At 36.2% G+C, this 21951-nt stretch carries 12 protein-coding genes; 2 read left to right on the top strand and 10 right to left on the bottom strand.

What is annotated here, in order from left to right; genetic code table 11:
• Positions 1-149: 149 nt before the first annotated feature.
• Both YWA_RS0111565 and YWA_RS0111570 read right to left on the bottom strand, forming a co-directional pair.
• The gene (locus YWA_RS0111565) at positions 150-3179 is read right to left on the bottom strand and encodes a T9SS type A sorting domain-containing protein (RefSeq protein ID WP_022828672.1); all 3030 of its coding nucleotides are present in this window, start codon (positions 3177-3179) and stop codon (positions 150-152) included.
• 226 nt (positions 3180-3405) lie between these two features.
• The gene (locus tag YWA_RS0111570; protein ID WP_022828673.1) at positions 3406-8118 is read right to left on the bottom strand and encodes a GEVED domain-containing protein; all 4713 of its coding nucleotides are present in this window, start codon (positions 8116-8118) and stop codon (positions 3406-3408) included.
• A 592-nt stretch (positions 8119-8710) separates the two neighbouring features.
• Here YWA_RS0111570 and YWA_RS0111580 point away from each other — a divergent pair.
• The gene (locus YWA_RS0111580; protein ID WP_022828675.1) at positions 8711-10192 is read left to right on the top strand and encodes a glycosyltransferase; all 1482 of its coding nucleotides are present in this window, start codon (positions 8711-8713) and stop codon (positions 10190-10192) included.
• Between the two features lie 249 nt (positions 10193-10441).
• On the opposite strand, the gene YWA_RS0111585 is transcribed toward YWA_RS0111580, so the two are convergent.
• Positions 10442-10999, bottom strand: coding sequence for a DUF6642 family protein (locus YWA_RS0111585; RefSeq protein WP_022828676.1), 558 nt, complete (start codon positions 10997-10999; stop codon positions 10442-10444).
• 91 nt (positions 11000-11090) lie between these two features.
• Between YWA_RS0111585 and YWA_RS0111590 the strand changes: the two genes are divergently transcribed.
• The gene (locus YWA_RS0111590; protein ID WP_022828677.1) at positions 11091-12827 is read left to right on the top strand and encodes a DUF885 domain-containing protein; all 1737 of its coding nucleotides are present in this window, start codon (positions 11091-11093) and stop codon (positions 12825-12827) included.
• 237 nt (positions 12828-13064) lie between these two features.
• Here YWA_RS0111590 and YWA_RS15695 read toward each other — a convergent pair whose 3' ends face one another.
• The 7 genes from YWA_RS15695 to YWA_RS0111630 all read right to left on the bottom strand — a co-directional run bounded on the left by YWA_RS15695 (position 13065) and on the right by YWA_RS0111630 (position 21949).
• Positions 13065-13238, bottom strand: coding sequence for a hypothetical protein (locus YWA_RS15695; protein WP_022828678.1), 174 nt, complete (start codon positions 13236-13238; stop codon positions 13065-13067).
• A 106-nt stretch (positions 13239-13344) separates the two neighbouring features.
• Positions 13345-14202 carry a KPN_02809 family neutral zinc metallopeptidase gene (gene ypfJ, locus YWA_RS0111600; RefSeq protein ID WP_022828679.1) on the bottom strand — a complete coding sequence of 286 codons (858 nt, stop codon included), beginning with the start codon at positions 14200-14202 and terminating at the stop codon, positions 13345-13347.
• Between the two features lie 58 nt (positions 14203-14260).
• Positions 14261-17383 (bottom strand): PAS domain S-box protein, encoded by a 3123-nt coding sequence (locus tag YWA_RS15415; RefSeq protein ID WP_084683062.1) that lies wholly within the window; start codon positions 17381-17383, stop codon positions 14261-14263.
• A 156-nt stretch (positions 17384-17539) separates the two neighbouring features.
• Complete coding sequence (locus YWA_RS0111615) at positions 17540-18358, bottom strand: hypothetical protein (RefSeq protein WP_022828682.1); 819 nt, start codon at positions 18356-18358, stop codon at positions 17540-17542.
• A gap of 76 nt (positions 18359-18434) precedes the next feature.
• Positions 18435-19763 (bottom strand): aldehyde dehydrogenase, encoded by a 1329-nt coding sequence (locus YWA_RS0111620; RefSeq protein ID WP_022828683.1) that lies wholly within the window; start codon positions 19761-19763, stop codon positions 18435-18437.
• A gap of 60 nt (positions 19764-19823) precedes the next feature.
• Positions 19824-21170, bottom strand: coding sequence for a hypothetical protein (locus tag YWA_RS0111625; RefSeq protein ID WP_022828684.1), 1347 nt, complete (start codon positions 21168-21170; stop codon positions 19824-19826).
• Positions 21171-21253: 83 nt separating this feature from the next.
• On the bottom strand, positions 21254-21949 hold the full coding sequence (locus YWA_RS0111630; protein ID WP_022828685.1) for an RluA family pseudouridine synthase: 696 nt from the start codon (positions 21947-21949) through the stop codon (positions 21254-21256).
• Positions 21950-21951: the final 2 nt, after the last annotated feature.

The following is a 21951-nucleotide window of genomic DNA, read 5'->3' on the forward strand; positions in this document are numbered from 1 at the left end:
CCATTAAAGTACCAATAGTTGTAATGAATTCAAAGCTTTTAAGATGGATTTAAACTAAATTTATGAACCAGCCTCTAGTTTAGATCCTCAATAAAAAAAGGCTGCCCTTTTTGAGGACAGCCTTTTAAAATGAATGTGATGTAAGTATATTATTCTTTAATCACTTTGATAGTTTGCACTTTATCAGCACTACTTATTTTTACTAAGTACGTTCCAGAAGATACCCCAGACATATCGATCTGACCTTCCTTCGCGTTAATGCTTTTCGTAAACAATTGTTGCCCTAATAAATTGAATACCGCTACGTCTTTAATGTTTTCGTTGTAACGGATGTTCAAGTTGTTTTTTACTGGGTTTGGATAAGCGGTGAACTTGTTGGCATCAAAATTCGTAGTTGCTAAAACTTCCTGAATCACGATATCATCCAAAAATAAACTAAATTGATCTTCTACTGAATACGCATTAAATCCAATTACATAGGTTCCTGAAAATACAGGAGAAAAATAAGCCGTATTGTTTTGAGCAGTTCCTTGTGATATTGAAGGATGATCTTCAATAAATTCCGTCATTGAGGTGCTTATTGGAAAGTTTCCAAAGGCAACTTTCATTCGTTCCGTATAACCGGCATCATTGTTTCCGTATTTATAACTAACACTATACTGTGTTCCAGCTTCTAAATAAAAGGAGTTCGTGTAGAACCATGCATTTGCATCAGAAAAAGAATTGTAGTCGTACTGAAGTACGGTACCCGTAAAACCATTATCAAATGCAGTTGCAACAAACCAATTGTTTCCTGTTCCGGCATTTTCTCTACTGGTACAAGATGGTAAACTAACACCAGTGCCTCCTTCAAAATTGATTGTGTAAGGCAATGTAGTTGGGTTGCATTGGGTAGTGAAGGTACGAACAGTAGACCAACTTCCATATAAATCACCTTCGCAAGTAGAACGAACCCATACTTTATAAGTGGTATTTGACTGTAAATCAAGTAGGTTAACCGTTGGAACAGCAACGGTTACAGCTGCTAAGGTATTTGGATCCGTCGTACTAGTTGATGTAAAGGCATATTGCCATGAAGTTTCTAAACCCATTGGAGCCCAAGTTACTGCTGCTGAATCCGTAGTAACATTCGTAACCGTAACTTCATTAATATCCGCACAAGCTGGTATCAAACGCCACATGACGTCGTCAATATAAATGTCTGTAATCTCTGGATTACCAGCACCTTTTAATTTAAAAACCAGTGATTCAATTTGTGAAGGTAGCATACCCACTTCGTATGTAAAAATACTTGACGCATCTTGCGATGACTCGGGTAAAGGGAATGTTTCTAAAAGAACAAAGCTTGACACCTCTCCTGCCAATTCAAAATAACCCAATTCAAGAAATTTATTGCCTCCCGGTGCATGTGCTTTAAATTTTAACTGATGCGTTCCTGCTAATAAATTAGACAAAGGCGGCATAACGGCATAAGCATTAGTTGGCGTTACAGGATTAGCAGACAAATACAGCAATCCAGAATTCATATACGAAGTACCAGTAGTTCCAAATCGAGTCCAACAAGAAGCTAGAGTCGTGTTTGGCATTCCGGTGTAAGAAGCAAAAGTCTCTGAAAAAGAGGTAACTGGCTCACATGTCGTTTTAAAAATATAGGGAGTTTGAGGCCAGTTTCCAAAAGCTCCATTACCACAATTTGAGCGAACCCATATTTTATAGGTAGTATTTGGTTGTAAGGATTGCAATAAAATGAGTGGTTCGTCAAAAACAGCTACTGCCGTAAGTAAGGATGGGTCTGTAACAGTGTCCGATGAACCGTAAACATACTGCCAATTATTTTCAGATTCTGCAGGTTCCCAAGCAAGCGTTGCAGACGTACTATTGAAATCCGTTGCTTTAACGGTAACAATATCGCCACAGGAAGGAATCGCTTCCCACGATACATCATCAATATAAATTATAGCTGGACCTGTTACTGCATTATTGCGAAACGCCAATTTTGAAACACCTGCCGGAAGTACTCCTGGAACAATAGTGAATTCTTGCATCGCAGCGACATTGAATCCAGGTAAAAGAATTTCTTGAATAGTGACAAATGTATTAATGTCGCTTAGATCAGTAAAATAACCAATCTGCATTTTCTTATTGGAACTTGTCGCATGCACTTTAAAGCGCAAGCGATGTGTTCCCGCTTGTAAATTTGAAAGCGCTGGTGTTAGGGCAGAAATCTGAGTCGGATTTGGAAAATTACCATTCGCCGACATATACAATCGATTCGGTGGAGAAAATGGAGCGATACTACTAGTCATTACGTAAGTCAAGCCGTTACCCAACTTTGTCCAGCAATTTGGCATCTCACTAGCAGCTCCCGTAGCGGCAGAATCAAAATTCTCAAACAAGGAATCATAGGTTCCACAAGTCGTAAAACTATATTCAGTGCATCCAGTCGCGTCTCCATTAGAATTTGAAGGAACAATTTTTACAAAGTAAGTCGTATTTGCTGATAAAACTCCGGCATTATAGGTAAGGACGTTTCCAACATTCACCCCATTTAAAACATCAGTTCCTCCTGAAGTTGTCCCCATGTAGATTTTATAAGTTGAAGGCGTTCCAGTTGCGGCACTCCATTTCAACATTCCGTTTTGAGCAGCTGTTGTTGTCCCATTACTAGGAGTCAAAAGTGTAGTACAATTTGGAATACCATTTACAGGTGTTGCGGAAAAAGACACTACGTCAAAATCCAAACTCTTCGGTGGTCCCCATTGTCCGGTAGCAATATAAACCGTAGCTCCAGCAGCAACCGTAGCTCCAATAGTTTTTGTAGCATTAGTACTGGAAGAAGAAGCTGATGCTAATGGCCCAGAAAAGACGGTGCCGTCGCAGTTTGCGAAAATACCAATCCCATTATATACATTCCGCGATAAGGTAGTAATGCTTATGATTTCATCAGATGAACCTGCGGTATAGGAAAACATATATACGTCGTCGTTCCAGTACATTCCGTCAATTGTAGTTCCTGTCGGATTTTGATTCCAATCTTCTACACCTCCGTTTCCAACTGTAGTGATGTTATTCTGCACAAAGCCATTTGACAAAGCAATGGCGGAACCGCAACCGAATTGAGCAAAACTTCGAACGAAAAATAAGATCAGTAGGAAACTAAAGAAAGTAATTTTTTTCATTATATGTTATTTTGGTTAATATCGAGCGAAAATACTAAAATGTGCAGCATAAAAAAATCAAATCAAATACTATCACATTTATATAACAACTAGTGATATAATTTAAAACACGGTAAATACTTTTGTAAATTAGATTAAAGTATTTAGTTGAGAGAATTATTTTTTTATAAAAAAAAGGCTGCCCTTTTTGAGGACAGCCTTTTAGAATGAATGCGATGTAAGAATATTATTCTTTAATCACTTTGATGGTTTGCACTTTATCAGCACTACTTATTTTTACTAAGTACGTTCCAGAAGGTACCCCAGACATATCGATCTGACCTTCGTTCGCGTTAATGCTTTTTGTAAACAATTGTTGACCTAGTAAATTGAATACCGCTACGTCTTTAATATTTTCGTTATAACGGATGTTCAAGTTGTTTTTTACTGGGTTCGGATAAGCAGTGAACTTGTTGGTGTTAAAATCACCAGTTGCTAAATCCGCTTCTTCGATCATAATATCATCTAACAGTAAATAAAACTGATTAGAAGGTGAATACGCTTGAAATCCAATAACATAAGTTCCAGAAACTGCTGGAGTAAAGGTAACCGCATTGTTTTGTGGCAATGTTGTATTTATACCTGGATGATCTGCAAGTACGTTAGTCATAGCGGTACTATTTGCAGCACTTCCGTAGGCAACTTTTAAGTTTTCAGTATAAGTGGTAGAACTTCCACCGTATTTATACGAAACCGTATATTGTGTACCTGCAACTAAATTAACTAAATTAGTATAAAACCAAACATTTGCAGCATTACTAGTATTCCATTGGTATCTAAGAGCTTTACTCGTAAAGCCATAGCCTGGATTAGCAACCGTTAACCAGTTGTTTCCTGTACCTACATTTTCGTTTAAGGTACATGGTGGAAGATTAGGTACAGTTACAGTTTCGAAATTAACACTGTAAGGCAAACTAGTCACGTCACACAATGTAGCAAATGTTACAGGTTGCGACCATGCACTAAAATCAGTCGTACTACAAGCAGATCGTACATAAACATACTGCAAAGAGGAAGTGGATAAACCAGTCAAGTTCGCAACCGTAATTCCCGCCGCTACAGATCCTGAAGGAGTTGTTGAAGCAGTTGGAGCGACACTTGAAGTTGAATAGTAATATTCGTATCCTTGAGAAGGAAGCGAAGTAGAAGCAATCCAACTTACAGTAGCTGAATTTGTGGTCACAGAAGCTGCATCAACACTTAGTCCCATTGGAGCTAAACAACTTGGTGCAGGTGTAACATTAATTTTAAAGTCCAATGTAACTCCGTAAGAACCACTGTAACATGGATTTGGAGGCGTCTGTAAAACATCCGCTGTTCCAATTCTCATTTGGTGCATTCCTAAAGGTGCATTTGCAGGCATTAAGAAACTTGCATCGTAAGTCGTAGGATTTGCATTAGTTGATTCTCCTTGGAAAACCAATTCACTTGCTTCAAAGGTAAAATTATCATTGAAGTCAACCCAAACATTAGTACCGTAAGTATAACCAGTTGCAAAAGTAACTTTTAAATTACTAGTAACACCTTGAGCCAAATCTACTGCAGTAGCGGTATGGTCAAAATAGGACACATCGGCAGTAGGGAAATTTTGAGTTCCAACCTGCACATTAGTAATTCCTGAATTATCATTACCAGTAGGTGCTGAAGTACAATATCCACCAGCAGGAAGCGTTGTAAACGTTTGTTCTACACAACCTACTGCAGATCCAGCAGTATTGAAAGGAATTAATGTATAATAGTATGTGGTAGCGATTGAACCAATAAAACTGTAAGTGGTTACTAATCCAATATTTGCATTGTTAACTACGTCAACTCCACCAGGAGTCGTACCAATATTTAAGAAATAAGTATCTGCTGCTGCATTTGCATCCCACGTAATTACCGTTGGGAAATTACCATAAGTAGCATTAGGAACCGCTAAGACATTAGTTGAACAAGAAGGAACCACTGTTGGTTTTGCTTCCCATTTTACATCATCAATATATAGTGCTGTAGATTCGGTTGGTGTACCCGGATTTCTAAAAACCAATGTATTTATTCCAGTAGGAATATTTACCGGACTAAAAGTAAAAGTTTGAGCAGAAGCCAAAGTCGTTCCCGGTACATTTATAGTTTGTAATAAACTAAACGTAGTAACATCCGTTGGATCTGTTAAAACCCCTATTTCTATGTACTTGTTAGCAGTACTTGCATAAACATTAAACTTTAATCGGTGCGTTTCTGCTTGCAAATTACTAACAGAAGGCATAATTGCATAAGCTACTGTTGGCGTTGATCCATTGGCAAACATATACAAACGATTCGGTTGACCTGTTGGTCCTCCTGTAGTAATATAAACACTACCGTTTCCAGCGCGTTCCCAACAAAGTGCTAAAGGATTTACAGAACCTGTAGGCAATCCTTCAAAAGTTTCAGAGAAGGTTTCTACCAATCCACAGGCTGTTGTAAAAGTTTGAACTAATGACCAATTTCCTTTTAAAGAAGGTGAACAAACAGAGCGAATCCAGAAATTGTACTTTTTAGCAGGAAGCAAGTTTTCTAATGTATCGTAAGGAGTACCTTCCACTAATACCGGTGTCAATCCGACTGGTGAAGTAGCTACCGAGGCAAGTTCATAAACATACTCCCACGCACCTTCTGTCCCTCCATTTTCCCATGCCACAACAGCTTGGGAAGTAGTGATTTCACTGAATGTAATATCTGTAATATCAAAACAACTAGGAAGTACTTCCCAATATACGTTGTCAATATATACTGTGGTTGAAGTTGTAGACGCACCACCATTTACTCTGAAAACAAGAGATTGAACTCCAGCAGGTACGGATTGTGGTGCAAATGTAAATTCTTGTGCACTTGCGATGGCTGTAGAAGGCATTTCAATTGCGGTTAGAAAATTAAAACTTGAAGCATCCTCTAGATCTGAATAATAACCAATTTCAAGTGATTTTCCTGCTGTAGTAGCGTACGCCATAAAACGCAAACGATGCGTTTCTGCTTGCAAATTAGATACGGCAGGCATAACTGCGACACCATTAGTAGCTCCAGTAGTTGCACCAGTTAACAATAGTCGATTAGGACCTGAAAACTCGCCACTACTTCCCGTAGTAATATAACTAGAACCTGTATTTCCAAAACGCGTCCAGCAATTAGGCAACGGATTAGCAGAGCCAGTAGCCGTATACGAATCAAAATTTTCCGTAAATGCAGCAACTACTCCACAAGCGGTAGTAAAGGTATAAGGTCCAGACCAAATACTAACACCGTCTGTTGCACCACAGTCCTGACGAACGTAGTAGCTGTATTTTGTATTTGGCGTCGGGAGTGTTAAAGTATAAGGTTTAGCAACTCCAGGTACGATTGTTCCACTTCCAATTGCAAAACCTTGTGGTCCCCATTGAATATCAAACAAAGTGCCAGCACTTGTCCAAGATAAATCTGCGGAATTTGAAGTAATGTTCGTAGCGGTAAGCGCTGAAGGAGGCAAACAAGCTGGAGGAGGTAAGATGTTAACCATAACATCTACCGTAACTCCGAAACCTCCACTGTAACATGGGTTTGGTGTAGCTTGACCTGAATCAGCAGTACCAATTCTCATTTTATGCAAGCCAACAAGCGTCGAGGCATCTAAATAAAAGGAGGCATCAAAAATAGTCGGATTTGCATTAGTTGATTCTCCTTGGAACACCAATTCATTAGATTCGAAAGTTCCATTGTCATTTAAATCAATCCAAATATTCGTATGATACGTATAACCCGTACCAAATGTAACCGCTACTTGATTCGTAATTCCAGCCATTAAATCAACTGTAGTTGGATGGTCGTAATACATTACATCTGCAACAGGAAAACCTGCCGTACCCAAAGTAATATAGGTTATTCCAGAATTGTCATTACTAGTTGGAACTGAAGTACAGTAAACCAACTGAATTGTAAAAGGAACAACAGTAGAGTAAGCTACTTCGGTTGAACTGGTGCATGTTACCGCCAATCTATAATTGGTTACGATTCCAATAGCGCCAGATTCCGCAGTGATTACGCTCGTTTTTGAGGTAGCACCAACAATATCTTGCCAAGTACCACTGATCTCCTTTTGCCATTGGTAAGTAAGTCCAGAAGCACCAGTTACTCCAGTAGCACTTGCTGTAAAGTTAGATCCCGCATTTCCTGTATTAGTTGATAAAGAAGCAGTTCCTCCACTAGGAGTTCCCGTGCAACCTTCTTGAAGCGTTCCGTCAAATTGAATTTGAGCAACGTTATTTGATATACCTTTCGCAGTTGGCGGCGTTGCAGGATCAACTGTAGCACCATCTGCATAATAGTAAATACCTTTAGATCCTGAAGCAGGTGCAAGTGTGTAACTTGTCCAACTTGGCGAATTACCCCAGTCTTCTGTATTTTCAGCAATCGCAATGACTACGTTACTTCCATCCCAAACAAATGGCGTATCCAACGTGATTTCCATCCATTCGTTGGCAACCAAATTTGCTTGTATTGATCCATTAAAAACTTGCGTTAAATCTGCTAATGGAACCCAGTCTGTAGTACTACTAAATCCAACTTTAGCGGTATTGTCCATATAGATGACCCAATCTTTCCAATCTACAGTTGATACTGAAGTATTGGATTTAAACCTAATTTTCGTAATTATCCCACCCGTTGCAGTAGCACCAGCATCAACTAATTCCGAAGCGTTGTAAATGGTTTGGGTGTAATTTTTATCATAAAGATAATAAAGTGGAAGATAAGAATTGGTCGACGTTCCACTTCCAACCTGGATTGTCTGTGCAAATGAGGGAATCCCCATAAACAACATACCGAATAATAAAGCCAGGGAATACCGCCAGCTTTTTAGTTTTTTAATATGATTTTTTTCAAAATCAATCAATGTAGTTTTTTTCATTATGCTAAATATTAGTTAATAGTACTGCAAATTAGTGAAAATCTTAATTGTATGCAGGAGTAATCAAATATTTAACATTTAACAAATGCATTTTCTTTTGTTATATTGCTTATGAAAATAGTTATGCATTTTGATTCGTGCAAAATTTAACCTAATTATCTTGATATTGATATAAAGATGTTTTATTTAGAATTTTGAATATTTAACAAGTTTGAAAATAGGTAAACCACTTTCAAAAAATCACCACTGAAACCGTATTTAAAAGTACTTTCTTCATCCAAATCAAATACTGGTTTTACATTTGAAGTAATAAAAGTAGTTTTTCGAAAATCCATATTAACATCCTTATTTCTAAAAATTAGCAACGGCAACACTAAATGACAACCACTTTAGAAATCATTTAATCTAGAAAATGGATGATCCACAATCACGACAATGGTGCTATAACTTTTAAGAGTGCTTATTAAAAATGAGGCACACAACACTTTAGTGGGTACTTTTTACACATTACAGAAAAGAATCAATTCATAAACCACTGATTTTCATAGAGAAAAAAATTTGGTATACGTATTGCAAATGCTCTTCTGAAAAAATGAACAAAATCACGGACTACACTATGAAAAGAGAAACACTTTCCCCAAACGCAACATACACCGCACAGAGTAATATAAATTTCTCAGCGAATAATTCTTTATTTGAAAGAAAACAAAATAGCACTGATAAAACAGCACCAAAAGCATCCACAGAATCAAGTACAAAAAGTAAAATTATAATTGCAACAACAATGCTGCTTTTATTAGGTGGTGCCGCTCTTGTTTACCTCCTGCAAGCCGACTTCTATAATTTTAATGAAAGTAGAATCAACTCACCCATAGGGCTAACATTTCTGATTGCTACTATTGGTTTGCTCTTATTTAAAGTATGCTTTCTTATTTACAACGGATACCTTTATTTCAAATACAAGCCAATCGAATCAGTTTCAGATGAATTATTGCCAACATGTACTGTAATTGTTCCCGCTTACAACGAAGGGAAATTAGTTTGGCAAACATTATTAAGTATTGCAAACAGTGACTTTCCCACGCACAAATTGCAAATATTAGCAATAGATGATGGAAGTAAAGACGATACGTGGTATTGGATGACCAAAGCAAAAAAGGAATTAGGCGATCGGTTATTTATTTACCAACAACCTCAAAATAAAGGAAAAAGGCATGCACTGTACCGTGGATTTAATCTAGGTACAGGAGAGATTTTCGTAACAATCGACAGTGATTCTATTATTGAAAAAAATACCCTACGAAATTTAGTAAGTCCTTTTGTAGTAGACGAAAATTGTGGAGCCGTGGCAGGAAACGTAAGAGTGCTCAATACCAAAAAAGGAATTCTACCAAAAATGCTAAATGTTAGTTTTGTAATGAGTTTTGAATTTGTACGTTCTGCAGAAAGTCAATTAGGAACAGTGCTTTGTACTCCAGGCGCTTTAGCAGCCTACAAAAGTTCAGCAGTCTTTGAATGCTTGCCAAAGTGGATCAATCAAACCTTTATGGGAACGCCATCAGACATTGGAGAAGATCGCGCAATGACCAACATGATTTTAAAGCAAGGAAAAAAAGTGCTTTTCCAGCAAAATGCAATGGTACTAACGGATGTTCCAGAACGATACGAAGGTCTTTATAAAATGTTTATTCGTTGGGGCCGAAGTAACGTACGTGAAAACATCGTAATGGCAAAATACATTTTTACAAATTTTAGAAAAGAATCAAAAGCCGGTGCACGATTGCTGTTTATAAATCAATTTATCACGATAGCAATGACCTACCCTTTTCTTTTGTTCATGTTGTTTTTTATTGCAGTACATCCCCTGCTTTTCTTAAGCTCAACGCTTTTAGGAATACTTGTAGTTTCTAGTTTTCCAGTGCTTTTTTATGCAAAAAAATACAATGCGTCAGAATCATTGTGGGCGTACTCTTACAGTTTGCTCTATACATTTGGGCTATTTTGGATCGCTCCCTATGCAATTGCAACAGCAGCGAAAAGTGGATGGTTGACACGAGAATTAGCTCAAAAGTAAAACATACAATCATACTACACAATGCAAAGCCACTTATTTAAGTGGCTTTTTTTCGTACATAAATAATTTATAAGTCGTGGTTTTCATCTAAAGAATAAGAACATTTAAATAATTAATTGTGTTCAAGTGTATAGCAAAGGTATGCCACAAGTATGGATAGTGTATGAGTAGTGTATGAACGTATTATGTCAAATAGAAATAAGTTCGGGCCTTATTTGATAAAAAACGATGTGAACCGCAGCGATGACTTCAATAATACAATCTAAAATCTAAAGCTTTACAAGCTACATAATTTTTTTGATGCATCAATTCAACGACTTCAATCACATCATATTCTTCCTGACACAATGTAAAAAAGAGTTGGTCCAAAGGCAAACTACTTATAGTAACCGAGTCCATTCCATATCCCGAAACCGCTCGTGCACCAGTCACATCTAGAAAATATTGTGCGTCGTCTGCATTTAAATCAAGTGCTTTCGTATTGGAAAAGTGAATGATTTTACCTTTCATTTTTCCCTCAAATAACTCTGCAATTTCTTGCAATGTATAATAGTTATTACCCAGCTGAATAGTATCCTCTTCCCCATTCATGACCAAATAAATAATTTCATATTCTTTAAAATGAGTATCATCGTACACTAAAGTACCAAGTCGCTCTTCCAATTCCTCAATGCTGTCGCAATAATTATAAATACTTGAAATACCCTGAAAAGCAAGTTGCTCAAGCCCTTTTATAGTAACCGTTTCTGTTGGTTGTTCGGAATCGGGAATTGCTTCTAAACAAAAAATGAATTTTTCTGCGTCCATAATGGGAAATCTAATTTTGGCTTCTGGTTTTCAAAAATAATTAATTCCACGACACTTTTACTACCTTTAGCCTTCCAAAATCAGTAAAATAATGAAAAAATCAATTCTTTCGCTCTCTCTAGTATTACTCTTCTTTTCGTGCAACAAAAAAGAAAATGCGACCACAACTGCTGAATTAGACACAAAATTTGATCAGTACAAAACCTTTTTCATCGACGAATTGTGGAAAATTAGTCCGGAATGGTCTTCTAGCCAAGGCTTTCACAACTACGACAGCATCTTATTAATTCCTACGGATGAAAACGACCGCATCCAGATGAAATTTGCGCAAAGCCAATTGGATTCGCTTAAAAATTATCCTCTAAATCAGCTTTCGGACAACAATAAAACAGATGTTCACATGATGGAAAATCTGATGAACAGCTTTCTCTTTTCAATTAACGAAATGAAATCAGGCACTTGGAATCCATCTCAATATAATGTTTGTGGGGCTTTCGCTGAAATTTTAAATGGCAATTACGATACACTCGAAAACAGGTTGCGTGATTTTGATTTGAAAATGACGAACATTCCTGCTTATTATGAAGCAGCGGCACGAAATCTTAAAAATCCAACCATTGAACATACCCAATTAGCGATTGCACAAAATCTAGGTGGATTGTCAGTTTTTAACGATGATTTAAAAGCTGCTTTGGCCAAAAGCAATTGGTCGGATGAAAAGAAGAACGCTACATTAGAAAAAGCAGCTAAGGCAATCCAAGCGATTGAAAATTATGCTGATTTTCTTAAAAAAATGGACCATGCAACACCGCGTTCTTTTCGCTTAGGTAAAGAATTATATGCACAAAAATTTGATTTAGACATTCAATCGGGTTATTCTGCCGAAGAAATTTACCAGAAAGCTTTGAACGAAAAAGAAATTTTACATGGCAAAATGTTCACGCTTGCTAATAAATTATGGCCGAAATATTTTCCAAAAACCACAAAACCAACAAACAAATTAGAGGTAATTCGTCAAGTGATTGATAAAATTTCTTTGCAACACACCACTCCAGAAAATTTTCAAAGTGAAATTGAAAAGCAAATTCCTGAATTAGTAGACTACGTTAAAGAGAAAGATTTACTGTATATTGATCCCTCAAAACCTTTAGTAGTTCGGAAAGAACCGGATTACATGGCAGGAGTTGCTGGAGCTTCAATTTCAGCACCTGGACCGTATGATAAAAACGCAAATACCTATTATAATGTGGGAAGTTTGTCCGGTTGGTCAAAGGAAGATTCAGAAAGCTACCTGAGAGAATACAACGATTTTATTTTGCAAATTCTAAACATTCACGAAGCAATTCCAGGACATTATACCCAATTGGTTTATGCAAATCAGTCGCCAAGTATCATCAAATCTATTTTGGGTAATGGAGCAATGATTGAAGGCTGGGCCGTTTATACGGAAAGAATGATGCTTGAAAGTGGCTATAAAAACTCAGATGAAATGTGGTTGATGTATTATAAATGGAACTTGAGAACAGTTTGCAATACCATTTTAGACAACAGTGTTCACACTAGAAACATGACGAAAGAAGAAGCCTTGCATTTACTAACAAAAGAAGCTTTTCAGCAAAATGCAGAAGCAGAAGGAAAATGGAAACGCGCGACCTTATCGCAAGTGCAATTGTGTTCTTACTTCACAGGATATACAGAAATCTATGCCTTTAGAGAAGAGTTAAAAAAGAAAGACGGAGCTAAGTTCAACTTAAAGCAATTTCACGAGAAATTCTTAAGTTACGGAAGCGCTCCAGTAAAATACATCAGAGAGTTGATGTTGAAATAACCTTCTTCTAACAAAAATAAAATGCCTCTAAATAATTAATTTAGAGGCATTTTTTTATGGCAATTTTTTTTTTAGAGCGTATCTTTTTTATAAATATCCCAGTAGGTAAAAAATAATTATAAATACGACAATTGTTCCGAGACAACCGCCACCTAGTTTTTTAGCTCCCCAGCCTGCGATTAATGTTTTGAATAATCCGTTCATAGTAATTTAGTTTATTGGTTATACGTTTTGGTTTTAATCTTCATTTAATAAAGCGTAATACATCTCATTTGGATCATAATCAAAATCGAAATCCATCAGTTCTTCATCTACAACTTCAGATTCGTCTGCTTGGCTAATCGTAATAATAGTGATCAAGTGGTTATCACTATTTTCAAATTTTTCTAGTTTAGTAAGTTCGTGTTTCATGATATAGCTTTTTTTGTTGAAACAAATTTCACCAAATTAAAAAGAAAAAGCTTTACACCATTTTATTCAAATGTTCTAGTATTCCGATTTTCAAACAAAAATTAAACTATCTCGCGTTATTAAATGTATCTCCTTGACGAATGTCACCCGTTTTATACCCTTTCATAAACCAATATTTACGTTGTTCTGAAGTTCCGTGCGTGAACGAATCCGGAACCACTTCACCTTGTACTCTGTTCTGAATGGCATCATCACCCACAGCGTTTGCAGCACTTAAAGCTTCATCAATATCACCTTCCTCTAAAATCTGATTCATCTTCTGGTTGTAATGAGTCCACACACCAGCATAAAAATCAGCTTGCAATTCCAAAGCTACAGAAAGTTTATTGGCTTGCGATTGACTCATTCCTTCTTGCATTTGCCGTACTTTCCCTGAAGTTCCCATCAGTGTTTGCACATGATGACCTATTTCGTGTGCTAAAACATAAGCAACTGCAAAATCACCTCCTTGTGCTCCAAACTTACTTTTCAACTCGTCAAAGAATCGCAAGTCCATATATACTTTTTGATCCGCAGGACAATAAAAGGGACCTGACGACGCACTCGCCGTTCCGCATCCTGTTTGTACGCGATCGCTGAACAATACCATTTGTGGTTCCACATACGACAGGTTATTTTCCTGAAATATTTTGGTCCACACATCTTCATTATCTACCAATAAAGCGTTCATGAATTTTCCTTGCTCTTTTTCTTCCGCCGTTAATTCACGTTCGGTTGTTTGTTCTGAACCGTTATTGAATTGTTCTAAAACGGGTGCTAAATTTTGCAAATCAGATCCGCCAAATAAATTAATTAGCAGAATAATTACACCAATTACACCACCTCCAGCAATTACCTTTCCGGACGAACCCATACCGCGACGGTCGTCCATATTTCCGCTTTCTCTTCTACCGCTCCATTTCATATCTTTACAATTTTATAGTTTATTAGTAATTCTTTTTTGTATTAATAATACGAAGTTTCTAATTTTTATGGCTGTTTCTCCATTTTAAAATGACCTCTTTTATAGTATCTTTTACAACAGGCTTTGAAACAAAATCGTTCATTCCTGAGGCAAAACAAAGGTCGCGTTCCTCCCTCATCGTTCCTGCAGTTAAAGCAATAATCGGCACGTTAATATCGTGGCCAAGTGCTCGAATCTGCTTCGTCGCTTCAATTCCATTCAACAACGGCATTTGAATGTCCATTAAAATTAAATCAGGTTGGCATTCCTTAAATTTAGCAACCGCTTCAAGTCCATTATGGCTTTCGAATAATTCCGCCTTTGGAAATAAATTTTTAAGGATGGTTTTAATCAACAACATATTAATTGAATTGTCCTCTGCAATTAAAATTTTAATTTTTAAATCCGAAGTATCGTACTCCATCAGCGTTTTATCAACGGTAGATACTTCATAATCTAAATCCATTTTTTCAGTAACGATGAGATCAAAATAAAAAGTACTGCCTTTTTCTGGTTTACTTTTCACTTTCAATTTGCTTTCCATCAATTGGAGCAACTGACTCGTAATGGTCAATCCTAAACCTGTCCCTCCATATTTTCGAGTAATTGAATTGTCTTCTTGCAAAAACGGTTCAAATATCTTTTTCTGATTAACGGGTAAAATACCAATTCCAGTATCAATTACCGAAAACCGAATTTTCTGCGTATGTGAATTGATTTGCTCCTTACATTCAATTACAATTGAAATTTTTCCTTTCTCTGTAAATTTAATTGCGTTGCTTACTAAATTAAGCAAAATTTGCTTTGCACGAACCACATCTAAAAGTACCGTTTTAGGAATTTCATCTTGAATGGAAATTTCTAAAGTCAAATTTTTACGTTCTAAATCAAAACGAATCACGTGTTTAATGGATTCTAATAAATCTTCTAAAACAACGGGCTGTAATTCCAACTCTAATTTTCCAGCTTCAATTTTACTAAAATCAAGGATATCATTAATGATTCCTAGTAAAGTAGTGGCGGAATGGTGCACCGTTTTCATGTAACTTTGTTGTTGGCCGTCAAGTTGCGTTTGCATCAGCAAATCTGTAAAACCAATAATTCCATTGAGCGGCGTTTTGATTTCGTGACTCATATTAGCCAGAAATTCCGACTTTGCCTTGTTTGCAGATTGTGCTAAATCTTTCTCGATAATCGCTGATTCTGCCTCTTTTTTGTCGGTAATATCAATGAACAAACCTTCAATATATTCGATTTTATCTTCGTTCCAAATTACATCTGCAAATTCTTCAACCCATGCAATACTGTTGTCTTTTCTAATGATGCGATAGGTGTTGTGCAAAGGTTCTCCTGCAGCTATTTTTTCTCTAGCAAATTTCATGACCTCAGGTCTATCTTCTTCATGGATAAGGTCTGAAAAACTTTTATCGCCATCAATAAAGACATTTTTAGTATAGCCCGTCAATTTCTCTATTTCATCGTTCAAATAAATTTTAGTCCACTTTTCATCAAATTTTGCCAGATAAACCGTTCCCGGAATATTATTTGCCAAAAGTCGAAAGCGCTCCTCGCTTTGTTTTGCAAGGTTTTCATTCGTAATTCGTTCAATTACTGAAGATATATTATTTGCCAAGACTTGAAATATATTAATTTCGTCTTCGGTCCATGTTCGTTCTTCGGTACACGAATCAAATCCTATAAAACCTGAAAATTGATTGTATAGAAATAAAGGCCAAATTACAATTGATTTAATTTCATTTTCTACTAATAAATTCTTGAAAACGCCCGCCTCGAGATTCCGTGTAAACGAGAAAAAAGGTTTCTTCTCTTTTGCCGAACTTTCAATCTCTTTAAAATCATCGAATGAAAATGTGCGTAAAGGTGAAATTTGAAGTTCTATTTTATTGCGACCCCATTTGTATTTTTGACGAATGAGCTCTTTTTCCATATCATTTTCATAATAATAAATATGGTCTACATTCGTGGCCTTGCCTATTGCAGGGAAAATTTCAGTAAAAATTTCAAAAGGACTTTTAGAAAGCAGAAATTGTTCCGTCGCTTTTGAAACAATCGACCACACTTGACTCCTGTATTTAAGGGTTCGTTCCGTATCTAACCGCAACTGCAATTCTAGACCTAACGAAATAAAATCAATAATGGTCCGAATGAAATTAAAGTCTTCCGGATCCCACTTGTGATCTACGTCCTTATTTGCAAGACACAAAACGCCCATAATGACACCATTGTGAAAAACCGCCATCACTAACATAGCGTTAATCTCTACACTCACTTGTGTGGAATCTCTTAAAAAACCGGTGGTATCATTTTTAACATCAGGAATGATAATTAGCTTTTCCTGTTTTAAAAGTTCAAAATTAATCTTTAAAAACTGGCTGTGATCAATCACTTTAACGTGGACCTCATCAGTCCCTAAATAATAACTTGTTTGGCTAGAAAGCGCTTCGTTTTGATAATTCCAATAACTCACAACACTGGTTTGCGTAGCTAAAGCCGTTTGTTTCAAGATCAATTGCAACACCCCGTTAAAGTTTTCAAAGTGTGAAAAGTTAGAAGTAGAAAGGTAATTGATTGTTGTATTAAATTTTTCAATCTTTTTTAACCGTTCTTTTTCTTTAGATTCTAAATTTTTCACGACCGTAATATCTCGCACAATTCCAGAGTAACCTGTAACTACTTCATTACTATCTCTGTGAATAATTACTTTTTGAGAAGCCCAAATTTGAGAGCCGTCCTTTTTAATGATTGGAAAGTCAATTGAGGGAAAATCATTTGTTCGCTGTACCAAATCTTGGTAAAAAAGCAACATCCTGCTTCGATGACTGTCGTCAATAAAATCTAGAAAAGATTTACCTAAAACTTCCTCCATCGAATAACCCAAATGTTGAATGGTAAAATCATTCACAAACACAAACTTGCCATCCGCATCGGTTTCAAAAATAATGTCGACCGCATTGTAAATAATATCTTTATATTTTTTACTGGAAGGATCTAATTTCTGCAGTTTCGCTTGTAAAGTCTGCTTGAAGTTTTTTCGTAAAAGTAATATAATGACAAGAACAGCAAATACCATCACTACCAATAGGGCAACATTAGTAAGTGATAAAGAGGTAAAAACGATCATCTGTAATACTGTTTTAGTAATGGAAATTAGTCGTAAAAATACAGCATTTAATTGGTACGCATTTTTAATCTATAACCAAATTACAAAATATATTGTGAACAAAAAAAAGACCTTTATAAATAATATAAAGGTCTTTTTTAAATTAGTCAAAATGCATTAATAAAATTTCTGTCCAATCTCGTCTAACTCATTGACTTCTTCAATTGGCATAGCCGTTTTATAAATTACATATTGCATTGAATAGTAAATAGGTATGGTAAAAATAATACCAATACAAATCGCTACTAAACCAAGCATCGCAAATATGGAGAACACAATTGACAACAAAAGAATGGTCCAAAAGTTTTTAGAAACTATGGTCAAACTTCCTTTAATCGCTTCAATAGCGGATAATTTTCCGAAAATAATTAAAGGTACAGAGGCCAACATAAATATGGGTACGAGTACAGAAATCAACCAACCAATACCAGTTCCAATTATTAAAAATCCATCGGGATTGCTAATAGTCAAAATTTGAATAAATGTACTAAAACCGGAACCTACTAATGCAATAAAAGCAGCTGCAAGAAACAAGTCTTTAAAATGTGCTGATTTATAATGCATAAAAGCAGTTCCAAAGTCAAAATCGTCGTTATGTGCTGCATTGTGTGCCATTTGAATAAATCCCGCTGAAATAGGTGATAACAAACCAGCTGCAACTACACTTCCTACCAAGTTCAATATCAAAAAAGTAGAAGACATCGCCACGCCTTGACTTAAATCGGTAAAAGTTTGTGTCAATGCCGCAACGCCCACAAACATAGCAGCGAATCCACCAAAAATTACGATTGCCGCAACCCCTACTAGTAAAATTACGGCTCCACACAACAGTGCTATTTTTTTATAATTTTCAAAAATTTCATTTATGGCATTTCCTAAATCCAGTAGGTAACCGTTCCTTTTTATTTCTTCTAATCGTTGTAACGTAGTTTTCATCTCTATCTTTTGTTTTTAATGGTTTACCTATAAGTGTCTCAAATCAGTGAATTGTTACACGAAAAAAGAAATATTTTTACAACCACTTTAATATTTGTTTAAGTCTTTTCAACTTTGTACCGTAAGGTGCATATCGAAATGGAATGTCCAACCAATTTTTCCTTTTAACAACGGTTTTTTGGTGGGAAAAAGTGTCAAAACTACGTTTACCGCGGTACGCTCCGATACCGGAATTTCCAACGCCTCCAAAAGGCAAACGGTGATTGCCAAAGTGAATGATACTGTCATTGATGCAACCGCCACCGTAAGAAAATTGCTGAATGCAGCGTTCTCTAAAATGGCTGTTTTCTGTAAAAACATACAGTGAAAGCGGTTTTTCCATTGGTAAAATTATTCGTTTTAAATCATCAAAAGTAGCATAGGTCAAAATAGGCAACAGAGGTCCAAAGATCTCTTCTTTCATCAATTCACTTTTTAAACTCGGTTGATCAACGACTGTTGGAGCAAGATAGCAATCATCTTCATCGCTAGTTCCACCGTAGAGTACATTTTGATCTTGTAATAAACGAGTCAGTCGCTGCCAATTATTTTTATTAATAATTCTGCAGTAATCGGGCGACAAGTGTGGATCATCACCGTATGCTTTTTTAATTTCGGCAATGACGTGCTTTAAAAATTCGTCTTTTACCTCTGATTTAACAAGAATAAAATCAGGTGCGATACACGTTTGTCCCGCATTTATAAATTTTCCCCACACTATTCTTTTCGCTTTCAAAGCAATCGAACCTGTTTCGTCTACGATACACGGATTTTTTCCACCCAACTCTAAGGTAACAGGAGTTAAATGTTTTGCCGCTGCTTCGTACACTTTTTTACCTACGTTCACACTTCCTGTAAAAAAAATGTAATCCCATTTCTTTGCTAATAAACTTTTTGCTAATTCTGCATCGCCCAAAACAGCGACTACTTCTTGAATATCAAATGTTTCCCGAATGATTTTTGACAACAACGAAGACGTATTCGGAGTTAATTCAGACGGCTTCAATGTAACTTGATTTCCCGCAGCAAATGCCGCAATAACAGGCGACAAAGCCAACTGAAAAGGATAATTCCAAGGAGAAATGATCAGTACTTTTCCGTATGGTTCACGGTAAATATAATCGCTTGAAGGAAAATTTAATAAAGAAGGCAAAACCCATTCAGGTTTTGCCCAACTTTTCATGTTTTTTATGATGTATTTTAAATCGTCACGAACAATATTAATCTCAGTGACAAATGCTTCAAAAGGAGGTTTTTTGAAATCTTTGTACAAGGCATCTATAATTTCACTTTCGTAAAAATCAATCCGATTTAATAATTTTATGAGTGTTTTCTTTCTGTTTTCGACCAAATGTGAATAATCCATTTTTAAAAATTTAGCATTTTACTGCAATTTAATTTTTAAAAATGGATTAACCAACGTTTTTTATTTGAATCCATAACGGAATCCTAAATAGGCATCCGCTTGTTTGCTGTCACTCGTTACCGCACTCAGAATAGAATTTGAACCTAAGAAAAAACCACCTACTCTAAATCCAAAGCCTACTGTTCCACCCGAAATTTCATTATTCCCTATAGGTAAAAAAGCTTCAAATACACCAAAGGTCACACGAGGCGTCACTGTGAACATGTTTTGTGTACTTACCTGATTATCTGCTTTTTCATCACCCATTTTTTGTTGCCAAAACGCAGTTACTGATAGTCGTTCTACAATTTGGTAATCTGCATACAAATTGAAAACGGCAGGAAGTTTTACTTTAAATTTATCTTTTGAACTGGTACTTGAAAAATATTCCGGGTGATTGTTAAATACGTCTTTAACGCCTTCCAATCCTTCTGCATTTTCAAATTCATTTAAATTCAGACCGGGATCTCCGTTTGGAATATTTAAAGCATAACGTTCTGACACATTATCACTTCCTGAAAAAGTCATGGAACCAATATTTCTAAATGCAGCACCGGCTTTTAATCGGTACGTTTTATCCTCTTTCAACCATTGGTAATCAACTCCTAAATCTGTTGCAAATCCGTTTAAGCCTCCAAAGATCGATTTGAAATAATCACTTGTTTCGCTGAAACTAGCACCAAAATTACCAGAGTAGGCAATATTCAAAGTTGATGCTGCATTCGTCAAACTCAGTCCATTGCTATCTTGTCTAATGTCTCCGTTAAATTTATTCAAACCAATATTTGCGTAAGAACCTGGAAATAAAAATTTTAAAGTAACTCCAGCATTAATTCTGTGGCTTTCGGTTTCAAAAACATTTCGAGCAGCAGAAATGCCTACTTCTCCCCAAGTTGTTGCATTGACTCTTTGGTTTTCATCACTTAAAATATTCGTAATGGCACTGACAGAATTCAAGTTGTCATTAATTAACGCGTTTCCTAGGTCGGAATCCAGATCAATAATACTTGCTTTTATAAATGCTTTTGAGCTGATTCCAAATCCCCATTTTTTATACCTCATCCCAAACGCAGGTCCAAAAATAGCAGCGTTCATATCAAAGTTGACATTTTCCTTTCCATCAAAAAGCAAACTTTCAATGTCTTCGCCTTTTACAAGATCTTTATATCCAACCTTATTATTAGATACATTGACACTAAGTGCAAATAGTTGTATTTCGTACGTGCTGCTTAAGTTGGCAAATTCGGAAGGATTCACGTGACCGTTTAAAATACCGACTCGTTTTGAAGTAGTTATTCCAGAAAAATGTTCTTGAGAATAGGCGTTTAATGATAAAAGCACTAACGCTAATAAAGTAATTTTTTTCATAATATATCGTTTTAGTACTCAAAGATATAAAAATGAATTAATTTATTATAAATTTAACATAATAATTCTATGTATTCTTATAATTAAAGCTTGATATTGTTCCAAGTCGCTTCATCAGGTAATGGAGCGATTATAGAAATTGACTCTTTTGAAACCGGGTGAATAAATGCTAATTTTCGCGCATGCAAGTGAATTCCACCATCCGGATTACTCCGATTGAAACCGTATTTTAAGTCGCCTTTTATGGGTGAACCAATAGCCGTTAACTGTGCCCGAATCTGATGGTGCCTTCCTGTATATAAATTTATTTCTAACACCGTATAATTGGTCAATTGGTAAATAACTTTATAATCCAATCGCGCCGATTTACTTTCAGGAACTTCTTTAGTATGTGCTTTTGAAGTATTGTTTTTAGAATTTCTTTTGAGGTAATGTTCTAAAGTGGCTTGAGGTACTTCAGGTGCATTTTTCACAACAGCCCAATACGTTTTTGCAGTATCGCGGTTTTTGAACATCTCATTCAATCGCGTCAATGCCTTTGAAGTTTTGGCAAAGAGCACAATTCCTGTCGTAGGTCGATCCAAACGGTGTACCACACCAAGATAAACTTCACCTGGTTTACTGTATTTTTCTTTGATGTATTCTTTGACGACTTCACTCAAAGGTTGATCGCCGGTTTTATCACCTTGCACAATATCGCCTACCCGTTTATTAACCACAATAATGTGGTTGTCCTCGTATAAAACTTGTAGGTTTTTTTTATCAGAAAGTACTTTCATGA

Source organism: Flavobacterium antarcticum DSM 19726 (assembly GCF_000419685.1).
GTDB lineage: Bacteria > Bacteroidota > Bacteroidia > Flavobacteriales > Flavobacteriaceae > Flavobacterium > Flavobacterium antarcticum.